The following is an 18,838-nucleotide window of genomic DNA, read 5'->3' as shown; positions in this document are numbered from 1 at the left end:
GTCGCTGCGCCGTCCGCTGACACTTTTGAGGTTCATGCAATGAGTTTGACCGAAGCCCGTTTTCACGATCTGGTCGATGCCACCCAGGAAAAGCTCCAGGATATCTTCGACGAGAGCGGTCTGGATCTGGACCTTGAGGAGTCGGCCGGTGTGCTGACCGTGAAATTCGAAAACGGCTCGCAGTTCATTTTCAGCCGTCAGGAGCCTTTGCGTCAGCTGTGGCTGGCGGCTGCGTCGGGTGGTTTTCACTTTGATTACGACGAAGAAGCGAAGCACTGGATCTGCGACAAGAGCGAAGAGCTGTTGAGCGAGATGCTCTATCGTCTGGCGAAGGAGCAGGCCGGCGAAGAAATCGACTTCGACGCCCTCGACGGCAGCGATGGCAACCGCCAGTGACCGTTAGCGCAACCCCGGTCAAACCGCCAAAGCCGCTGTTCAGCAACGTCAGCCCGGCTGTGCCGTCGCCCTGCATCAGCATCTGCCGGCTCGACGAGGACAAAGTCTGCACGGGCTGCCAGCGCCACGTCGAGGACATCCGCGAGTGGCGGGCGGCGACCGATGAGCGCCGACGGGAGATCGTGCGGCAGGCAGATTTGCGTCGCAGTGCGACTTCCGATCACGTGTAGGTCATGCCTCGTCCATCGCGGCATTCAGTGACTGTTCCAGCTGGGCTTTGTAGCGCAGGAACAGAATAGTCTGCCCGCGCGTGTCCCCCAGTATCCCGGACAGGTCCAGGTCGGTGATGTAGCAGCGATAACGTTGCGTCTCGCGGCGCTGGTCGAGGATCCGCCGCGCCACGACGCTGAACAACTGATCGCCAAACTCCAGCTCGGAAAACTCCATCCCGTCGCAATACAGCGTCACGCTGACCTGGCCGGGGGATGCTTCCTCGATAATCGCCTGCACGTCAAAGAACGATTTGTCGATGAGCATGGCCGGGCTCGGCCGATGCTCAACGCGGCGGGCCCGTCCTGATCCGTCGGGGGTTATGCGGTAATACAAAGCCTCCAGTGACGTTGATTCCAACGGGTTATCCAGCGGCAGCAACGTCACGCGCCGGTACGTCAACGATTCAAAAAAGCGCTGCAGCGGAACCAGCAGGCTGGGCTCACTGTGATAAGGCACCTGCTGATGCCATAACGCATTGCGCTCATCGAGCACGTACAGATCGGCATTGGGTTCGTTGATCCGGTAAAACACCTGAATGCATTCGGGCTGACCGTACGGGATGAACAGCGACAGGTCCGAGTCGTCCAGTGCCTGCGGGTCCAGATGAAGCGGGCTGTAGGCGGAAAGCTCTTCTCCCAGATAGCTGAAGAGCGCCGGCACGTGTTCGAGCGTGACGTGGCTGACCTGGCCGGGGATCATTTCCAGAACGTGGTAACGCTGCTCGACCTGAATGAGATAGCGATGATTCAGGCGCCGGTCCAGCAGCAGTTGCGCAGTGCCGATGAGCTCTTCCACGCGCTGAGCGATGGCCTGCGCACGGTTGTGGCAAAAACAGCGCACGCGGATGACAGGCCTGGCGGACTTTTCCGGCAGGCCGTTGAGCAATTCTGTCAGGCAGTCCAGCAGCGCATGGGGGCCGTCGAAGCGATTGACCAACACCTCGTTCCAGCTGTTGAGGGTGATCTGGTCGAAGGTCAGCACCAGATTTTCTCGGACGCCGGCGTAGCTCAGCGAATCGGTTCGCTCGGTCGTCATCAGGATGTTCAGGTCTTTGTGGTGCCGGAGCGGGTCGACGCCGACGTTGACCAACAGCAGAATCTCGCGGGGCACGCTCGGGCTCAGCAGTACGTCTTCATCGACCATGGCCAGCGGCAGCGCAATGCTCTGCTGCAACGCGCCCTGTAGATTGAACAGTTCAAATTCGGTCAGATCGCTGATGCCAGGGTGGAGCGCCAGGCGCGTGCTGCTGTCGATGACGTTGTTGCGATGGCACCACGTGAGCAGTTCCAGCAACTCGCGACTGCGCTTGATCGGCGCAAACGTCTCCAGCTCGTGGGCACTCAGGCTGCCGTTGTAGAGGCACCACTGATACCTGCCGGGCTCGCGCTTGTTCGGCAGTTGCGCCAGCGTCAGCGTGTCCTCGGCCAGATCCGGCGCAATGCCCGGGTTGAGAAATTCCACTTTGCCGGCTTTGCGTTCGAAGGCTGCATACAGACGACGCCCGAGCACATTCATGTCGCGCTTGGTGATCGAATTGACCGCTTTTTGCGCGCGAGCGAACTGGGTCAGGAAGCGATAACTGTAGTTGAGCTCGCCGACCAGCGCGCGGCGTTCGCTGGCGACTTGTCGCACTTTCCATTGGCTGCGGCTATCGAGCAACGCCAGCTGACGCTCGTCCCAGTTCCACTCATTGACCAGCCGCTCCAGCAGCAGCCGTTGCCAGCCGTTACTGCGGTGACGGGTGAAGCCCGTGAGTTTCTTGTTCACCTTCAGGTACAAACTGCGGCGTACCAGTTCCAGTCGCTCGGGTTCACCTCGCGCCAACAGGTATTCCTCGATGCGCCGGTACACCATCACGTACGGGTCCAGCTCGTCGAGGTCGGCGCGGTTGGCGAATACGGCTTTCTTGAAGCGCATGCTCAAGCACTGCACATGGGGGTGCTCGCTGGCATAAACCTCGGTCAACAGTAGCTTGAGCACCGATTTGTAAGGCGATTCGATGCCTTTGAACAGCTGCCAGAGCCCGGCGCCGATGAATTCCCCCGGCGGGATGTGCGACATGTTGCCGAGGTCCAGCACCTCGTCGGCGCGAATAAAGCGCTTCGACAGCAGGGTGTGGGTGTATTCGGCGTAGCGCGCTTCTTCATAGACCGGTACCAGCCACCACATCGGGGTGCGCCCGGCGAGCCAGATGGCGGTGCGATAAAACTCGTCGAGCAGCAAATAGTGCTGGGTTGTGCCGCAGTCCTCGCCACTCAGTTGCGCGTCACGTTCGCCGACGACAAAACGCTCAGGATCAACGAGAAAGAAGTGTGCCTCGGCGCCCATGCTGGCTGCCCAGCTTTCGAGGGACTGGCACTTCCTGCGCAACTCCTGGATTTCGTCGGCCGACAGCAGCGGGTCGTGGCAGATCCACACGTCCATGTCGCTCTGGTCGGCCTGGGCGAGGGTGCCAAGGCTGCCCATCAGGAAGATGCCGTGAATCGGCTGTGGCGGATTCACCCGGCGCGGTTTGTATGAGAACGACCGCGTCAGGCGTTGCGCTTCAGCGAGGGCCTGGGCGTCTGGCTCGTAATGGGACACGCCAGCGGGGGTCGAGCCCGACACATAGCCTGGCAGCAACGGATGATTGACGTGGAAAAACAGCGGAAGCAGCGCGAGCACGCTTTGCTGACGGGTCGACAGGCCTTCGTACGCACGCGCCAGGCGACTCTGGCTCAGGGCCAGAAAGCGGCTGCGCAACTGAGCGAGGACCTTGCGATCAATGCCCTCATCCAGATCCGGGCGAATTTCGGAACTACGCGTCATCGCGACTCGAAGCCGGCGGGCGGCACTGCATGAGGTGAGGGTATAGCGATAATAAAGACAGCTGGACGTCAGGCCGGTATGGCTCGATCACGGGTCTTTTTTATGGCGCCATTATTTTATCGGCGCAGCATCGTCGAAATGGAGGATTCGCGAAACCTTTATTTGATGCGTCCAGGCAAAGGTTTCGCGAGGGACGAAATCAGGCAGCTTCCTGGCTGGTAGCAAGAATAATCAGCAGCGATTGAGCGTGGTCAGCGGCATCCAGCCCCAGGCTGGTCAAGTAGCCTCCGTCGTGTTGCGTGGTGAGGCCTTTGTCGAAAAGTCGTTGGGCAGCCGCGATGGCCGTGGGGGCCGCAGAGTGGTGGTGGACTTTCAGTCCCTCTTTGGTGTTGCTCAGATTGAACAGCGACAGGATTTCCAGCTCGGCAACCAATTCAGGGGTAAACGACATAGGTGCTCCAGACTTTTTCCAGTGGATACACCGCGATCAGAATCGCAGGCGTGACGGCCCCGTCGCTATACGGCAGCGAGGCTGTTGGAGTGTAGTCAGGTCTGGGGATTTTGCAGGAAGTATCTGGCCGGTCGTCAGGTCAGTTGAGCGACCGGCATGTGTGGCGGGTTTTACTCGTCTTCCGCCAGTCGCACGCCCGGTGGCATGTCGGGCAGTGCACGCAGGGCCGCTTCGTACCAGACGGTATTGAACGGGCGATCTTCGGCCAGGATCCCGTCGATCTCCAGCGCCAGAATGTGGGCCATCATCTGCAGAATCTCTTCACGCTCGATGCCCACCAGGGTCAGCTTGTTGTAGGTGGCTTTGGCCGCTGGCGGGTTGTCGCTTTCGATCTGATTTTCGATGGCTTCAATCAGCGTGGCTTCGGCAAACTCTTCGTCGTCGTTCTCGATGTTGTCGCTCATGTCGTTCTCGATGTCTTGCCAATTGATTGGAATCGCCCGTAACGGGCGACCCCTCTGATGCGTTTAGCGGGTGGCGAGCAAATGCTGTCCACGCACAACCGCGGCCTTGACCTGCTCCGGTGCCGTGCCGCCGATGTGATTACGCGCGTTGACCGAACCTTCGAGCGTCAGCACCTCGAAGACATCCTGTTCGATCTGATCACTGAACTGACGCAGCTCGTCCAGCGTCATCTCGGCCAGGTCCTTGCCGGTCTCAACGCCGTGCTTCACCGCGTGACCGACGATCTCGTGGCAATCACGGAATGGCAGGCCACGACGCACCAGGTAATCGGCAAGGTCGGTGGCGGTAGAGAAACCGCGCAGCGCGGCTTCGCGCATGATGGCGTGCTTGGGCTTGATCGCCGGGATCATGTCAGCGAAGGCACGCAGCGAATCGCGCAGGGTGTCGGCGGCGTCGAACAGCGGTTCCTTGTCTTCCTGATTGTCCTTGTTGTAGGCCAGCGGCTGGCCTTTCATCAAGGTCAGCAGGCCCATCAAGGCGCCGAACACGCGGCCGCTTTTGCCACGGACCAGCTCAGGGACATCAGGGTTTTTCTTTTGCGGCATGATCGAACTGCCGGTGCAGAAGCGATCAGGCAGGTCGATGAACTGGAATTGCGCGCTGGTCCACAGCACCAGCTCTTCGGAGAAACGCGACAGGTGCATCATCGCGATGCTCGCGGCGGAGCAGAATTCGATGGCGAAGTCGCGATCGGAGACGCTGTCCAGCGAGTTGCCGCCGACGGCTTCGAAGCCCAGCAGCTGGCAGGTCAGCTCGCGGTCGATCGGGTAGGTGGTCCCGGCCAGCGCGGCGCTGCCCAGGGGCATGCGGTTGGTGCGCTTGCGGCAATCGACCAAACGCTCGTAATCGCGGCTGAGCATTTCGAACCACGCCAGCATGTGGTGGCCGAAGGTCACAGGTTGCGCGGTCTGCAGGTGAGTGAAGCCCGGCATGATGGTGTCGGCTTCGCGCTCGGCCAGCCCCAGCAGGCCTTCTTGCAGGCGAGTGATCTCAGCCAGAATCAGGTCGATCTCATCACGCAGCCACAGGCGGATGTCGGTGGCGACCTGGTCGTTGCGGCTACGACCGGTGTGCAGCTTTTTACCGGTGACGCCGATGCGATCGGTCAGGCGCGCTTCGATGTTCATGTGCACGTCTTCGAGGTCCACGCGCCAGTCGAACGTGCCGGCCTCGATCTCGCCCTGAATGCTCTTCAGCCCGTCGATGATGGTGTCGCGCTCGGCGTCGGTCAGCACGCCGACCTTGGCCAGCATCGTGGCGTGGGCGACGGAGCCCATGATGTCGTGGCGATAAAGGCGCTGATCGAAGGTGACGGAGGCGGTGAAGCGTGCGACGAAGGCGTCGACGGGTTCACTGAAGCGGCCGCCCCAGGACTGGTTGGTCTTGTCGGTGCTCATGATTCGCTCGCTGCTTTGCTGGTGGCTGAAACTGATGAAAAACCGGCGCCGGCCGATTCTAAAGACGCGGGCGATGATAACAGCATTGCCGTTTATTTATCCCCGGCGGCTTGCCCGCACCGGTATGAGCGAAGAGACTGGCGGCCATGCAAAACGAGCGCAAACACCCGGGGCAGAGCAGTGCGCCCGGCAAAGAGTTTTTCCTCCCGGAACTGTGTCTGCCCCAGGCGCTGCTGATGCTGGTCGTGCTGGCGGAGTTGCTGGTCTTCGTGCTCGTGCTCATCGAACCCATGCAGCCGGATTTCGACTGGGTGCGGTTGGCGCTGATTTCTCTTTTCGTGCAGTGGATCGTGCTGTTGTCCGCTGCGCTGCTGTGTGGCTTGCGCCCCTGGCTGGCACGGCTGCGTGCCGGGGTGGCCGGCTGCATTGGTTGTCTGCTGGTGGTGGCGGTGACGCTGATGTGCACCGCCGTGACGGACTACTACCAGGTGAATCCCCCGACCTCGTTCGATGGCGTCGTCGAGCGGTACCTGCGCTATGCCTTGATCGCCTTGATCATGTCCGCACTGATGCTGCGCTACTTTTACCTGCAGAGTCAGTGGCGCAAGCAGCAGCAGGCCGAACTCCAGGCCAGGATCGAGTCCTTGCAGGCACGTATCCGCCCGCATTTTCTCTTCAACACGCTCAACAGCATCGCCAGTCTGGTCACCAGCGATCCGGTCAAGGCGGAGCAGGCAGTGCTTGATCTGTCCGACCTGTTCCGGGCCAGTCTGGGCAAGCCCGGCAGCCTGACGACATGGCGTGAAGAACTTGATTTGGCGAAACGCTATTTATCGATTGAGCAATATCGACTTGGCGAGCGTCTACAGTTGGACTGGGCCGTTAGTGCAATTCCCGACGACTTGCCAATTCCCCAGCTAACCTTGCAGCCATTATTGGAAAACGCGTTGATTTACGGCATCGCGCCCCGTGTTGAAGGCGGCGTGGTCAGAGTTGAGGCGGACTACGAACGGGGAGTATTTATATTGCGCGTCAGTAATCCTTACGATGAGGTCGTCTTACAGCAAAATTCAGGCGGCACTCAGCAGGCCTTGGCAAACATCGGCGCTCGACTCACGGCACTTTTCGGCCCTCTCGCCAGTCTGAGCGTGGAGCGCCGAGACGGTCGTCACTTCACCTGTCTACGCTATCCTTGTGCGAGACTCACGCAGGAAGCCAGAGCAATATGAATGTCCTGATCGTTGATGACGAACCCCTAGCCCGAGACCGCCTGAGCCGTATGGTAAGTGAGCTCGAGGGTTACAAGGTTCTTGAACCCAGCGCCACCAATGGCGAAGAAGCATTGCAGCTGATTGAAAATTTGAAACCCGACGTGGTGTTGCTGGATATCCGCATGCCGGGCCTGGATGGACTTCAGGTCGCGGCTAAATTGTGCGAGCGCGACACCCCGCCTGCCGTCGTGTTTTGCACGGCCCACGATGAATTTGCGCTGGAGGCCTTTCAGGTCAGCGCCGTGGGTTACCTGGTCAAACCGGTTCGCCCCGAGCACCTGCTTGAGGCGTTGCGCAAGGCCGAGCGGCCGAATCGCGTGCAACTGGCGGCGATGACCCGACCTGCTGCCGAAAGCGGCACCGGCCCGCGCAGTCACATCAGCGCGCGTACCCGAAAGGGCATTGAGCTGATTCCGCTGGCCGAGGTGATCTATTTCATCGCCGATCACAAGTACGTGACCCTGCGCCATGAAGGCGGCGAAGTGCTGCTGGATGAACCGCTTAAAGCCCTGGAAGACGAATTCGGCGACCGTTTTGTGCGTATTCACCGCAACGCGCTGGTAGCCCGGGAACGTATCGAACGCCTGCAACGCACGCCGCTGGGCCATTTCCAGTTGTTCCTCAAGGGGCTCAACGGTGATGCGCTGATCGTCAGCCGCCGGCACGTTGCCGGTGTGCGCAAGATGATGCAGCAGTTGTAAGCGAGTGCCGCGAGGGCCATGCCGTGCGATGCGGGCGACACGCCGTCGCATGGCGTGCGCAGGTTGATTGAGATCATGATGCGCAACGATTGAATACAGTCATTCGGCCCGATCCGGCCGAGCTGTTATTATTCGCCGCATTCACTCAGTACGGACCGGTTCATGTCTTCTCGCGAAATCCGCATCGCCACCCGCAAAAGCGCCCTGGCCCTCTGGCAAGCCGAGTACGTCAAGGCGCGTCTGGAGCAGGCGCATCCCGGTCTGATCGTGACGCTGGTGCCAATGGTCAGTCGCGGCGACAAGCTGCTGGATTCACCGCTGTCGAAAATCGGTGGCAAGGGTCTGTTCGTCAAGGAGCTGGAAACAGCTCTGATGGAGCACACCGCCGACATCGCCGTCCACTCGATGAAAGACGTGCCGATGGACTTCCCTCAGGGGCTTGGCCTGTTCTGCATCTGCGAGCGCGAAGACCCGCGCGATGCCTTCGTGTCCAACACCTACGCCAGTCTCGATGAACTGCCCGCCGGCGCCGTGGTGGGGACGTCGAGCCTGCGTCGGCAGGCTCAGTTGCTGGCGCGCCGGCCTGACCTGCAAATCCGGTTTCTGCGTGGCAACGTCAACACGCGCCTCGCCAAGCTGGACGCCGGTGAGTACGACGCGATCATCCTTGCCGCGGCCGGCCTGATCCGTCTGGGTTTCGAAGACCGCATCACCGCCCCCATCAGCATCGACCATAGCTTGCCGGCTGGCGGGCAGGGCGCAGTGGGCATTGAATGCCGCAGCGTCGACATCGAACTTCATGCCTTGCTGGCACCGCTGCACCATGACGATACGGCCGTGCGGGTCACCGCTGAGCGCGCGCTCAACAAGCACCTCAACGGTGGGTGCCAGGTGCCGATTGCCTGCTACGCCGTGCTGGAAGGCGAACAACTGTGGTTGCGCGGTCTTGTAGGCGATCCTTCCGGCACAGTGCTGCTCCACGCCGAAGCGCGTGCGCCCCAAGTGGATGCTCAAACGTTGGGTGTACAAGTGGCCGAAGCGCTGCTGGCTCAAGGTGCGGCGAAGATTCTCAAAGCGGTGTACGGCGAGGCAGGCGACGAGTGAAGGCCTGGCGTTTGCTGCTCACGCGTCCTGCTGAAGAATCGCAGGCCCTTGCGCAGACCCTGGCTGAGGTCGGCGTGTACAGCGCCAGCCTGCCGTTGCTGGAGATCGAGCCATTGCCGGTTTCAGAAGCGAACCGTTCGATCATCTATGACCTTGCGGCGTACTGCGCCGTCATCGTCGTCAGCAAGCCGGCCGCGCGGCTGGGGCTGGCGATGCTCGATGAAGTCTGGCCGCAGCCGCCGATGCAGAAGTGGTTCACCGTTGGTGCTGCCACCGCGCAAATTCTCGATGACTATGGCCTGCCAGTGTTCTTCCCAGAGCACGGCGATGACAGCGAAGCATTGCTCGACCTGCCGCAGTTTCAACAAGCCCTCTCGGGCTATGACCCCAAAGTGCTGATCATGCGCGGCGAAGACGGCCGCGAGTTGCTCGCCGAGCGATTGCGCGAGCGCGGTGTGGTGGTCGATTACCTGCCGCTGTATCGTCGCCACCTGCCGCAATACCCGGCTTTCGCGTTGCCGGATACGGTAAAAGCGGAACGCTTGAATGGGCTGGTGGTCAGCAGTGGACAGGGTTTCGAGCATCTGCGCCAGTTGGCGGGCGACGCCTGGCCTACGCTTGCGCAGATGCCTTTGTTTGTACCGAGCCCGCGGGTCGCCGAAATGGCGCGTGCTGCCGGAGCTCTTACCGTAGTGGACTGCCGTGGCGCCAGCGCCCCGGCCTTGCTGGCAGCATTGCGCGGATATACCGCGCCTGCCTCACAGGCGTAATGCTCGATCAGTCGGATTACGCGACGCCCAAAATGCAAAGGATGGACACGTGAGCGAAACAGTCTTGCCAAAAGATGACGTTGAACCGGTACTGGCCAAATCCGAGCCGTTGCCGGATCCAGCGTACAAAGAACCGTCGACTCGCCGGAGCAGCAACGGGCTCGCCATACTGGCCCTGTTGCTGGGCGCTGCGGGCGTTGCCGTTGGCGGCTGGAGCGTTTGGCAACTGCGCGCCATGCAGGCTGGTCATCAGGAGCAGTCGGGCCAGTTGCAGGACATCGGCTCTCAGACTCAAGCCCTCAAGCAGAGCGAGCAGCAGATCGCCGCGCGTCTGGCGCAATTGCCTCCGGCTCAGGAGCTTGAAGATCGCCGCCGCCTCGTCACGCAGTTGCAGGGTGATCAGCAGCGCCTGAGCCAGCGTGTAGAAACCGTGCTCGGCGCCAGCCGCAAGGATTGGCGTCTCGCCGAAGCGGAGCATTTGCTGCGCCTGGCGAGCCTGAGGCTGTCTGCGCTGCAAGACATCAATAGCGCTGCAGCGCTGGTGCAGGGCGCCGACGAGATCCTGCGCGAGCAGGACGATCCCGGCGCATTTGCAGCCCGCGAGCAATTGGCCAAGAGCCTGACTGCGCTGCGCAGCGTCGATCAACCGGATCGCACGGGTCTGTTTCTGCAACTGGCGGCAGTGCGTGATCAAGTCGCGCAATTGAACGAGCTGGCGCCGGAATACCAAGACAAGGGCGACTCGCTTTTCGGTTTGACCGATGGCAGCGAGGACAGCTACTGGGCCAAGTGGTGGGACAAGATCTCCCAGTTCGTTCGAATCGACTTCCATGCAGATAAGAATATTCGTCCATTGCTGGCTGGCCAGAGCCTGACCCAGGTTCGTCTGGCGCTGAGCCTGGCGATCGAGCAGGCGCAATGGGCAGCGCTCAACGGCCAGGCCCCGGTCTACGAAAAAGCCATGGCTGAGGCGCGCAGCGTCCTGGACGACAATTTCAATCGCGATAACCAGCAGAGCAAAGCGCTCGGCCAGCGTCTGGATGAGCTGGGCAAACAGCCAGTTTCCGTGGCGACCCCTGATTTGACGCAAAGCCTGGCTTCGGTTCAGGCCTACCTCGAGCAGCGTCATACGCCTGTTGGCGGTGCGCTGGAGAAGCGCACTGACGAGGCCCAGCCTGGGAAACAGCCATGAAGCGCGCTTACGTCGTCCTCTTCGTGCTGGTGGTGGCCGCGGCGCTGATCGGTGTCGCGATCTCTCGCCATGCGGGTTACGTGCTGATTTCCTACGACACCTTCCGTTACGAATCGAGCATCTGGGCAGCACTGGCGATACTGGTCGCCGTCCTGTTTATTCTTTGGCTGGTGCGGGTGCTGATCTCATTGCTAACGACCTCCGGCGGGGTGGTCAATCCCTGGTCGCGTCGCAACCGAAGCCGTCGTGTGCAAAACGCGATCGAGCAGGGCCAGCTGGACCTCGCCGAAGGGCGCTGGGCCAGCGCGCAACGCAACTTGCATCGCGCTGCCGAGGCGGAACGTCAGCCACTGCTTTACTACCTCGGCGCAGCCCGGGCTGCGAACGAGCAGGGCCGTTATGAGGAAAGCGACAATCTCCTCGAGCGCGCGCTGGAGCGTCAGCCTCACGCCGAACTGGCCATTGCGCTGAGCCACGCACAGTTGCAGGTGGACCGCAGCGATCTCGACGGCGCGCTGGTGACCCTGCAGGCCATGCAGGAACGCCATCCGCATAACCCGCAGGTGTTGCGCCAGTTGCAGCGCCTGTACCGCGAGCGCGGCGAGTGGGCGGAGTTGATTCGCTTGATGCCTGAGCTGCGCAAGGACAAAGTGCTCCCGGCGCAAGAGCTGGCTGAGCTTGAGAGCCGCGCGTGGGGCGAGAATCTCTCGTTGGCCGCGCATCGTGAATCCGACAGCGATACCGTAGCCACGGGCCTCCCGTCGCTGGAGAACGCCTGGCAGCAGTTGACCTCGGCCCAGCGCCAGGAGCCTGCGCTGGTATTGGCGTATGCCGAGCAGCTGCGACGTCTGGGCGCCGATGTGCAGGCCGAAGAGGTTTTGCGCACGGCCATGAAGCGCGATTACAACACCCACCTTGCGCGTTTGTATGGACTGGTGCGCGGCGCTGATCCTGCCAAACAGCTGCAGACCGCCGAAGGTTGGCTGAAAAATCATACCGATGATCCAGGCTTGCTGTTGACCCTGGGCCGTCTGTGTCTGCAGAGCAGCCTGTGGGGTAAAGCGCGTGATTATCTTGAGTCGAGCTTGAGGTTGCAGCGCAACCCGGAAGCGTGTGCCGAACTGGCTCGCTTGCTCGCGCAGCTGGGCGAAACTGATCGCAGCAATCAGCTGTTTCAGGAAGGCCTGGGCCTGCTGGATGAGCGTTTGCTTGCACGTCCGTTGCCAGCGCTGACACGCGCTTAGACTGGGGCGAGGCGTCAACTCGAAGAGGCCCGATTGCGGGCCTTTTCAGTGTCTGCTTCCCTGATTCGTGTAGGACCTTTCCGTGCTTGGTGTGGCTTGTTGAGAAGATCTTCAAGCTATCGGTACAACGTCTTAAACACGGCGTCGGGATTTACCTACAGCAACAAAGAAATATCCTCCGTCGGGTGCCTTGAAAGCGACTCGCGCTTTCCTCTACCGTAGCCGCCTTCGTCTTTTGTTACGGATCTTCCATGCAGCTGGCTCGTACGCGCTCCTTGTTCTCTCTGGCGTTTGTGGCCTGCGCATCGATTGTGGGAGCGACGGTTTATCTCGGCCCTGTGGTTGATGCGGCGCCATGCCCGATGTGTCTGCTTCAGCGTGTGCTCATGGCGTTATCGGCGGTTGTTTGCCTGCTCGCCGCGCTGCACGCGCCTGGCAAATCCGGCTGGCGTGTCTACGCAGGCTTTCTTTTACTGTTTTCCGCTTTGGGGGCGAGCGTCGCGGCACGTCAGGTCTGGTTGCAGGCTTCGCCGCCCGAAAACATGGCGGCGTGCATTGAAAATCTTCACTACCTGTTGGAAACGCAAACCTACGTGAAGGTCATGCTGATGGTGTTGGCGGGAAGTGCGGGGTGCTCCGAGATCAACTGGTCGCTGTTCGGCATCAGCTTGCCGGAGTGGAGCCTGCTGGCATTTTCGGGGCTTTGCCTGTTCGCGCTGTACTACCTCTTTATCGAGTTTCGGCGATTCAGATCAATAGATGTAGGGCCTTCGGATTAAACACTTGTATGAACTTTGTGTCCTGCGTACCTTGATGGGCTAGTCATGCGGGCATAATCTGGGCCGCACGCATCATCGGATCAATGCTGTTGTCGACGCTTGTCCAGGCCGGTACCGACCAATCTCGGACCGAACCGGAGTGCGCTTGAAGCAGCATGCCCCTGAAGGGAAGAGAGAACATCATGCTGGAAAGTTGTCAGAACGCTCAGGAACGCTGGGGTGGGGTTCACAAGCTGATTGACCGCTGGTTGCTGGAGCGCAACGAGCTGATCAAGGCTTACGATGCCATCGGTGCAGAGCCGGGAGCGTTCTCTGAAAAGCGCGTGCCCCTGCAGGACTTCTGCGGCACGCTGGTCGATTACGTGTCGGCCGGTCATTTCGAAATCTACGAGCAACTCACCAGCGAGGCCAAGGCATTCAACGATCAGCGTGGCCTCGAGCTGGCTGACACGATCTATCCTCGAATCGACGTCATCACCGAGAAGCTGCTGGCCTTCAACGATCTCTGTGACGAAGGCAAATGTGTCACCGAGAAATTCAAGGAATTGGGCGGCTTGCTGCACGAGCGTTTTGAACTGGAAGACTGCCTGATCGAAGTGCTGCATAACGCGCACAAGGAACAGATTGAGGCAGAGGTCTGAGCAGACCGCTGATGAAAAAAGGGTGCCTTGGGCACCCTTTTTTATGGTCTGTCTTTAGGGCTGCCGCCTACGAGCCTGAGCCAGTTCCAGCGTTACTGCGACACCCCGAGCAGCTCGATTTCGAACACCAGCGGCGTGTAGGGATCGATCAGATCGCCTGCACCCTCTGCGCCGTACGCTTGGGCCGAGGGGATGACCAGCCGCCATTTGGCACCCACCGGCATGTCGGCGAGGGCTGTGGTCCAGCCAGCGATGACGCTGTCCAGGCGGAACCATTGTGGCTGCTGGCTCTGATCGAAGATCGTGCCATCAGGAAGACGGCCTACATACTTCACCTGCACACGGCCATTGATGTCGGGTTTGGCACCGTTGCCCGGCGTCAGCTCGGTCATCAGGATGCCGTCCGCGAGCTGGCGAACGCCCGGTTTGGCCTTCTCGGCGTCCATGAACTTGCGCTCATCCTTCAACGCCGCTTCAGTCTGCGGTTCGGTCTGGCCGGAGTTTTCAGCCTGGGCAAGGGCGGCGTCGTGGTCGCTGAGGATCTGCTCCATACGTTCCTGCTTGATCGCCAGCGGCTTGCCTTGATACGCCGACTGCAGACCTTCAAGCAGCGCGGGCAACTGCAGGTCGGGTGCTTCCTGACGCAGGCGCTCACCCAGGCTCGCACCGAGGCTATAGGAAAGATCGTGGGTGTTGTCGGACGCCGGAGCATCGGTCGCGTGAGCAAGGGGTACCAAGAGGAACAACGACATAAACAGGTAGCGCGACATGAATGCTCTCCGGCCTGGGAAGTGAGCGATTATGCCAGCGCTGAGGCCCGAGCGTGACGGGTATTGCCGCGTTTTTCGGCGTCCTGCAACAGAGCGGGGATTGTAGTGTCAAGATGCCCTAGCGGCGGTGCGGGCGGAGGTCTAGTATGGCCGCACTCAAATCAGCCAGGAGGTAAGTCATGTCGGCCACCAAGAAGCCAGTAAACACTCCGTTGCATTTGCTCCAACAGCTCTCGAGCAGCCTGCTCGAACATCTCGAAGACGCTTGCTCTCAAGCATTGGCTGACGCTGAAAAACTGCTCGCCAAACTCGAGAAACAACGTGGCAAGGCGCAGGAAAAGCTGCACAAGTCGCGCACCAAATTGCAGGACGCTGCTGCCGCCGGTAAAGCCAAGGCGCAAGGCAAGGCCAAAGACAGCGTGTCCGAGCTCGAGTCGTTGCTCGACGCGTTGAAAGATCGTCAGACCGAAACCCGCAGCTATATCCTCAACCTCAAGCGTGATGCTCAGGAAAGCCTGAAGCTGGCCCAAGGCATTGGCCGCGTGAAGGAAGCCGTTGGCAAAGCGCTGAACGATCGCGCTGCAAAAGCCCCGGTGCAAGCGGCTGCCAAGCCTGCCGCCAAGCCTGTTCCTGCAAAAACACCTGCAAAACCTGCTGCTAAAGCGGCCCCCGCCAAGCCTGCCGCTAAAACTGCAGTCAAAGCCGTCGCTGAAAAAACTGTTGCCAAAGTGACTGCGAAAACCGTCGCCGCCAAGCCAGCTGCTAGCAAGGCGCCCGCTGCCAAGCCAGCTGTCAGCGCCGCAAGCAAGCCAGTCGCTAAAACTGCGGCTGCCGCGAAGTCGGCCGCCAAGCCTGCCGCCAAGACTACCGCTGCCAAGCCGGCTGCCGTAAAGGCCGCTGCCAAACCTGCTCCGGCTAAAGCGCCTGCTGCAAAGCCGGCCGCCAGTGCCGCTGCCAAGCCTGCTGCGAGCAAAGTAGCCGCCAAGCCTGCCGCGAAAGCGAGCCCGGTTGCCAAGCCAGCAGCGTCGAAACCTGCCACTGCCAAGCCAGTTGCAGCGAAGGCTGCAGCAAAACCGGCCGTCAAGCCTGCTGTCTCCGCAGCCGCCAAGCCAGCACCTGCTGCTCCGGCAGCGTCCGCTGCGCCAGCCGCCCCGGCCGCGCCAGCTGCTGATTCGACCTCGAACAGCGCGTCCTAAGCGATATCGGTTCCGGCGCGAAGCAGAATCTGCAACGCGTCGGGACTGGCTTGAGCAGCGCCTCCCGCCAGCGCTCCCAGCCAAACGCCTGTAGGTTCAGTATCTCGCTCAGGCCAGTCTTTGGTCAGCCGTTGCAGACGCACCAGCAGTTCACGCTCGGCGTCGAGCTCCAGGGTTTTCAGTCTGTCGCGTAACGCCTTCAGCTCTTCGTCTTCAGCCGCGTCGGCCTTCCAGCGTGTCCGAACATCCCTCAATGGCCCCACCACCTTCTCGTGCCACGGGTCGGCCAATTGTCCGATTTGTCGCGCCCGCTCTGAGTCGAACTGCACACCACGCCGGTCCATCCAGACGCCGCACAGCAGCGCGCAGACATTGGCGCCACTGGCCTGCAGGGTGAGACATGCCTGCTCAACGCCTGGGCGAGCATAGAAATCGAGGGTGAAACTCCATAGGTCCGAAAGCATCGTCATCTACCTGTTTTGGGCGAAGCTGGTAGACTCCGCCGCCATTATGATCAGACTTCAAAGCCTTACCTTACAGCGTGGTCCGCAACGTCTGCTAGAAGACGCCGAGCTGACCCTGCACGCCGGCCAGAAAGCCGGCCTGATCGGCGCCAATGGCGCCGGTAAATCCAGCCTGTTCGCACTGCTTCGGGGTGAATTGACCCCCGACAACGGCGACTGCCTGCTGCCCGCCGATTGGCGTATCGCCCACATGCGTCAGGAGGTCGATACCCTCGATCGTGTGGCGGTGGATTATGTGCTCGACGGCGATCTGCGTCTGCGTCAGGTGCAGCATGACCTCGCAGCTGCCGAGTCCGCCCAGGACGGCGCCGCGCAAGCACGTCTGCATTCGGAGCTCGACAGTGCCGATGGCTACACGGCCGACGCGCGGGCGCGCAAGTTGCTGGCAGGTTTGGGCTTTACCAACGAGCAGATGGAGCGCCAGGTCAGCGATTTTTCCGGTGGCTGGCGGATGCGTCTTAACCTGGCGCAGGCTTTGATGTGTCCTTCGGACCTGTTGCTGCTCGATGAACCGACCAACCACCTGGATCTCGATGCCATTCTCTGGCTCGAAGACTGGCTCAAGAGCTACCAGGGCACGCTGCTGCTGATCTCCCACGACCGCGATTTTCTGGATGCGGTCGTCGATCATGTTGCCCACGTCGAGCAGAAAAAGATCACGCTTTATCGCGGCGGTTACAGCGCGTTCGAGCGCGCCCGTGCCGAACGTCTGGCCCAGCAACAACAGGCCTACGACAAGCAACAGGCCCAGCGCGCGCACATGGAGAAATTCATCACGCGCTTCAAGGCCCAGGCTACCAAGGCCAAGCAGGCCCAGAGCCGGATCAAGGCGCTTGAGCGAATGGAAGAGCTGTCGGCGGCCCACGTCGATTCTCCGTTCGACTTCACCTTCCGCGAATCGACCAAGATCTCCAGCCCGCTGATGGATCTGTCTGACGCGCGACTGGGCTACGGCGACAAAGCCATCCTGCAGAAGGTCAAACTGCAACTGACGCCGGGCGCACGCATCGGCTTGCTGGGCCCGAACGGGGCCGGTAAATCCACGCTGATCAAAAACCTCGCAGGCGAACTCGAGCCATTGAGCGGGCGCATGGTGCGTGGCGAAAACACGGTGGTCGGCTATTTCGCCCAGCATCAGCTTGACTCGCTGGACGCCAAGGCCAGTCCACTGCTGCACCTGCAACGCATTGCGCCCACCGAACGCGAGCAGGCGCTGCGGGATTTCCTCGGCGGTTTCGACTTCCGTGGTGCGCGCCTCGACGAGCCGGTGCTGAATTTCTCCGGCGGCGAAAAAGCGCGGCTGGCATTGGCCCTGATTGCCTGGGATAAACCCAACCTGCTGCTGCTCGACGAACCGACCAACCACCTGGATCTGGAAATGCGCCTGGCCCTGACCATGGCGCTTCAGGAGTTCAGTGGCGCGGTGCTGGTGGTGTCTCACGACCGGCATTTGCTCAAGAGCACGACGGACAACTTCCTCCTCGTCGCCGATGGCCTGGTTCAGGAGTTCGATGGCGACCTGGATGACTATGCCCGTTGGCTGGTGGACTATCGCCTGCGCAATGCACCGGCCAGCAATACGCCCGTCAATGTCGACAAGACTGACAAGAAAGCCCAGCGACAGCAGGCCGCCGCATTGCGCCAGCAACTCGCCCCGCATAAGCGCGAAGCCGACAAGCTTGAAAAAGAGCTCGGCACGTTGCACGAGAAACTGGCGAAGATCGAAGTCGCCCTGGGCGACAGCGGTATCTACGAAGCGGCCAACAAAGACAAATTGCGCGACCTGCTGGCCGATCAGGCCAAGCTGAAATCCCGTGAGTCCGAGCTTGAAGAAGCCTGGATGGAAGCACTGGAATTGCTGGAGTCGATGCAGGCTGAGCTGGAAGCGTTGTCCTGATGGCGTCACCTGCGTTGGCCATATGACGCAGGCGACCGGAACAGCTGTCTGGCAAGTCGCCGCAACAGTCAGAAATGACTGGCGTTTAAAGGCCTGGAAACACTAGCTTAGACGCAGGTATTGGTTGGCTGAGGTGTGTAATGTCGCTCGAAACATGGTTGGGGTTCTTCGCCGCTTGCTGGGTTATCAGCCTGTCTCCTGGCGCGGGCGCTATTGCCTCGATGTCCAGCGGACTGCAATACGGCTTCTGGCGTGGATACTGGAACGCGCTCGGCCTGCAGATCGCCCTTGTCGTGCAGATTGCTGTGGTCGCCGTAGGGCTTGGCGCGGTTCTGGCCACTTCGGCGCTGGCATTCACTCTGATCAAGTGGTTTGGCGTCGCCTACCTGGTGTATCTGGGCATCAAGCAGTGGCGTGCGCTGCCAAGCGATCTGGCGGATGAGTCAGCTGTACGCCCGGTGGGCAAGCCGTTGGTGCTCATGGCCCGTGGCTTTCTGGTGAACATCAGCAACCCGAAGGCGCTGGTGTTCATCCTGGCGATCCTGCCGCAGTTCATCGACACGCACCTGCCGCTGCTGCCGCAATACCTGATCATCGCCGCAACCATGGTCTGCGTGGATCTGATCGTCATGGCGGGCTACACCGGCCTGGCCTCGAAAGTGCTCCGCGCCCTTAAAACCCCCAAGCAGCAACGCCGGATGAACCGCACCTTTGCCGGATTGTTCGTCAGTGCAGCGGCGTTTCTCGCCACCTTGCATCGGGCCTGATTCGGCAACAGCCCGTCTCACAGTTAGTCACGGCCGGTCTCACTGGCTGTGCTGGGCTGGGAAACCGGCTTACACCCTCAATCGTAGGACTGGCTTCAGCCGGGAAGCGGCCAAAGGCAGCACTCCCATTCT

At 60.9% G+C, this 18,838-nt stretch carries 19 protein-coding genes; 13 read left to right on the top strand and 6 right to left on the bottom strand.

From position 1 onward, the window contains the following. Window positions 1-39 precede the first annotated feature (39 nt). Together cyaY and QMX88_RS02355 are read left to right on the top strand one after the other, a co-directional pair. Complete coding sequence (gene cyaY, locus QMX88_RS02360) at window positions 40-396, top strand: iron donor protein CyaY (RefSeq protein WP_192171402.1); 357 nt, start codon at window positions 40-42, stop codon at window positions 394-396. Next, complete coding sequence (locus QMX88_RS02355; protein WP_282365883.1) at window positions 393-626, top strand: DUF1289 domain-containing protein; 234 nt, start codon at window positions 393-395, stop codon at window positions 624-626. Before cyaY ends, QMX88_RS02355 begins: the two co-directional genes overlap by 4 nt. A 1-nt stretch (window position 627) precedes the next feature. On the opposite strand, the gene QMX88_RS02350 is transcribed toward QMX88_RS02355, so the two are convergent. The 4 genes from QMX88_RS02350 to argH all read right to left on the bottom strand — a co-directional run bounded on the left by QMX88_RS02350 (window position 628) and on the right by argH (window position 5,850). Then, entirely contained in the window at window positions 628-3,477 is a 2,850-nt protein-coding gene (locus tag QMX88_RS02350) for a class I adenylate cyclase (RefSeq protein ID WP_282365881.1), read from the bottom strand. Window positions 3,478-3,676: 199 nt separating this feature from the next. Further along, window positions 3,677-3,928: a TIGR02647 family protein gene (locus QMX88_RS02345; protein ID WP_074892677.1), complete on the bottom strand. Its 252-nt coding sequence runs from the start codon at window positions 3,926-3,928 to the stop codon at window positions 3,677-3,679. Between the two features lie 170 nt (window positions 3,929-4,098). Then, window positions 4,099-4,392, bottom strand: coding sequence for a hypothetical protein (locus tag QMX88_RS02340; protein ID WP_282365877.1), 294 nt, complete (start codon window positions 4,390-4,392; stop codon window positions 4,099-4,101). Window positions 4,393-4,455: 63 nt separating this feature from the next. Next, a complete protein-coding gene (gene argH / locus QMX88_RS02335; protein WP_282365873.1) occupies window positions 4,456-5,850 on the bottom strand; it encodes an argininosuccinate lyase in 1,395 nt (464 codons plus the stop codon). A gap of 146 nt (window positions 5,851-5,996) precedes the next feature. Here argH and QMX88_RS02330 point away from each other — a divergent pair, with 146 nt between their 5' ends. From QMX88_RS02330 to rsd, 8 genes are all read left to right on the top strand, one after another. Continuing rightward, a complete protein-coding gene (locus QMX88_RS02330; RefSeq protein ID WP_282365871.1) occupies window positions 5,997-7,079 on the top strand; it encodes a sensor histidine kinase in 1,083 nt (360 codons plus the stop codon). Further along, window positions 7,076-7,822 (top strand): LytR/AlgR family response regulator transcription factor, encoded by a 747-nt coding sequence (locus QMX88_RS02325; protein WP_074892681.1) that lies wholly within the window; start codon window positions 7,076-7,078, stop codon window positions 7,820-7,822. Before QMX88_RS02330 ends, QMX88_RS02325 begins: the two co-directional genes overlap by 4 nt. Before the next feature lie 162 nt (window positions 7,823-7,984). Beyond that, window positions 7,985-8,926: a hydroxymethylbilane synthase gene (gene hemC / locus QMX88_RS02320; protein WP_192171396.1), complete on the top strand. Its 942-nt coding sequence runs from the start codon at window positions 7,985-7,987 to the stop codon at window positions 8,924-8,926. Continuing rightward, on the top strand, window positions 8,923-9,696 hold the full coding sequence (locus QMX88_RS02315) for a uroporphyrinogen-III synthase (RefSeq protein ID WP_282365861.1): 774 nt from the start codon (window positions 8,923-8,925) through the stop codon (window positions 9,694-9,696). Before hemC ends, QMX88_RS02315 begins: the two co-directional genes overlap by 4 nt. A 49-nt stretch (window positions 9,697-9,745) precedes the next feature. After that, the gene (locus QMX88_RS02310; protein ID WP_282365859.1) at window positions 9,746-10,888 is read left to right on the top strand and encodes a uroporphyrinogen-III C-methyltransferase; all 1,143 of its coding nucleotides are present in this window, start codon (window positions 9,746-9,748) and stop codon (window positions 10,886-10,888) included. Further along, the gene (locus QMX88_RS02305; RefSeq protein WP_192171393.1) at window positions 10,885-12,132 is read left to right on the top strand and encodes a heme biosynthesis protein HemY; all 1,248 of its coding nucleotides are present in this window, start codon (window positions 10,885-10,887) and stop codon (window positions 12,130-12,132) included. Before QMX88_RS02310 ends, QMX88_RS02305 begins: the two co-directional genes overlap by 4 nt. 275 nt (window positions 12,133-12,407) lie before the next feature. After that, entirely contained in the window at window positions 12,408-12,911 is a 504-nt protein-coding gene (locus QMX88_RS02300) for a disulfide bond formation protein B (RefSeq protein WP_282365856.1), read from the top strand. Window positions 12,912-13,093: 182 nt separating this feature from the next. Continuing rightward, window positions 13,094-13,552: a sigma D regulator gene (gene rsd / locus QMX88_RS02295; protein ID WP_192171391.1), complete on the top strand. Its 459-nt coding sequence runs from the start codon at window positions 13,094-13,096 to the stop codon at window positions 13,550-13,552. A gap of 92 nt (window positions 13,553-13,644) precedes the next feature. Here rsd and QMX88_RS02290 read toward each other — a convergent pair whose 3' ends face one another. Continuing rightward, a complete protein-coding gene (locus QMX88_RS02290; RefSeq protein ID WP_192171390.1) occupies window positions 13,645-14,322 on the bottom strand; it encodes an FKBP-type peptidyl-prolyl cis-trans isomerase in 678 nt (225 codons plus the stop codon). 179 nt (window positions 14,323-14,501) lie between these two features. Here QMX88_RS02290 and QMX88_RS02285 point away from each other — a divergent pair, with 179 nt between their 5' ends. Beyond that, a complete protein-coding gene (locus QMX88_RS02285; RefSeq protein WP_282365853.1) occupies window positions 14,502-15,518 on the top strand; it encodes an AlgP family protein in 1,017 nt (338 codons plus the stop codon). Here QMX88_RS02285 and QMX88_RS02280 read toward each other — a convergent pair. Then, entirely contained in the window at window positions 15,515-15,982 is a 468-nt protein-coding gene (locus QMX88_RS02280; protein ID WP_282365851.1) for a TIGR02444 family protein, read from the bottom strand. The two genes, QMX88_RS02285 and QMX88_RS02280, sit on opposite strands and share 4 nt — an antisense overlap. Before the next feature lie 46 nt (window positions 15,983-16,028). Between QMX88_RS02280 and QMX88_RS02275 the strand changes: the two genes are divergently transcribed. Beyond that, on the top strand, window positions 16,029-17,939 hold the full coding sequence (locus tag QMX88_RS02275) for an ATP-binding cassette domain-containing protein (protein ID WP_282365850.1): 1,911 nt from the start codon (window positions 16,029-16,031) through the stop codon (window positions 17,937-17,939). Between the two features lie 140 nt (window positions 17,940-18,079). Then, window positions 18,080-18,706 carry a LysE family transporter gene (locus QMX88_RS02270; RefSeq protein ID WP_192171386.1) on the top strand — a complete coding sequence of 209 codons (627 nt, stop codon included), beginning with the start codon at window positions 18,080-18,082 and terminating at the stop codon, window positions 18,704-18,706. Window positions 18,707-18,838 lie beyond the last annotated feature (132 nt).

This window comes from Pseudomonas sp. PS02290 (assembly GCF_029960075.1).
Classification (GTDB): domain Bacteria; phylum Pseudomonadota; class Gammaproteobacteria; order Pseudomonadales; family Pseudomonadaceae; genus Aquipseudomonas.
Note: the sequence above shows the minus strand (reverse complement) of the source record. Positions and strands in the feature narration are given on the sequence as shown.